Source organism: Roseovarius sp. MBR-78 (assembly GCF_040547535.1).
Classification (GTDB): Bacteria; Pseudomonadota; Alphaproteobacteria; order Rhodobacterales; family Rhodobacteraceae; genus Roseovarius.
The window spans coordinates 1-1,361 of record NZ_JBEPPX010000077.1; the positions used below are offsets into that span (position 1 = coordinate 1).

At 62.1% G+C, this 1,361-nt stretch carries 1 pseudogene; it reads left to right on the top strand.

Features of this window, described 5'->3' with window-relative positions:
* Window positions 1-62: 62 nt before the first annotated feature.
* Window positions 63-1,330: pseudogene (locus ABIE58_RS20235) on the top strand (transposase).
* Window positions 1,331-1,361 lie beyond the last annotated feature (31 nt).

The following is a 1,361-nucleotide window of genomic DNA, read 5'->3' on the forward strand; positions in this document are numbered from 1 at the left end:
GGCGGCATATCATGGCGGTGTTCACGCGCCGTCAATTCTCTGGAGAGAAAGGGATATGCCACATGACGAAGATTACCATCACGCCGCTGCCTGATCCATCGGGATTTTCACCTGACCCGTTGACGGATATATTGCGCTCGGGCGCACGGCGTTTGATCGAGCAGGCGGTGGACGCAGAGCTGTCAACTCTGCTTGCCGCCCATGCCGACGACAAGACCGAAGATGGCCGGTCCCGCCTCATGCGCCATGGATATCTGGCGGAGCGCGAGGTGATGACCGGGATCGGCCCGGTGCCGGTGAAGGTGCCCAGGGTGCGCGACCGAGCCGTCGGGGCCGAGAAGGTCTGGTTCGCGTCCTCCATCCTGCCGCCCTATCTGCGCAAGGCGAAGTCGGTCGAGGACCTGCTGCCGTGGCTTTACCTCAAGGGCATCTCCAGCGGCGATTTCCAGGAGGCGCTGGCAGCGCCGCGATCTCGGGACCCGGCGCATTGTCTACATCTGGGCCGATGGTGTCTACTTCCAGCCGCGCATGGCCGAGAAAACGCAATGCGTTCTGGTCGTGATCGGGGCCGACGAATGGGGCCGCAAGGAGGTTCTGGGCCTTACCGACGGCTACCGCGAAAGCACGCAGAGCTGGCGCGAGCTGCTGCTCGATCTGAAGCGCCGTGGCCTCACCCGCGCCCCGGAACTGGCCATCGGAGACGGAGCACTCGGGTTCTGGGCGGCGCTGCGCGAGGTGTTCGGCAGCACCCGCGAGCAACGCTGTTGGGGTGAGAGGCGTCCCGGAATTGGTCCGGGGGACCAATTCAGCCTCGAACGGGCGGAGCCCCGGACCACAAGACCGGCAATGTCCTCAACGCGATGCCGAAATCCGTACAGGCCAATGCCAAGGGCATTGTCGGGTGATTTCTTCCCCCGGAAAAAATCATGATCCCCTCCAATTGCACGACATCTGGCAGGCCGAGACCAAGGCCAAGGCCGAAGCCGCCTTCGATTTCTTCATCGGGACATATGGCGTGAAATACGACAAGGCGGTCGCCAAACTGGTCAAGGACCGAGAGGTGCTGCTCAGCTTCTACGACTTCCCGGCTGAGCACTGGAAACACATTCGCACCTCGAACCCGATTGAGAGCACCTTCGCCACCGTCCGTCACCGCACCGGCAGAACCAAGGGCTGCCTGAGCCGAAAGACTGGGCTGGCCATGGCCTTCCGCCTGATGATGTCAGCACAGGCGAAATGGCGAAAACTCGACGGTGCCAACCAGCTACCCGAGATCATCCAAGGGATTGCCTTCAAGGACGGGATCAAGCAACTTCAAACTGCCGCCTGATCACGCAGTCACCAACTTTCGGGCATAGCTC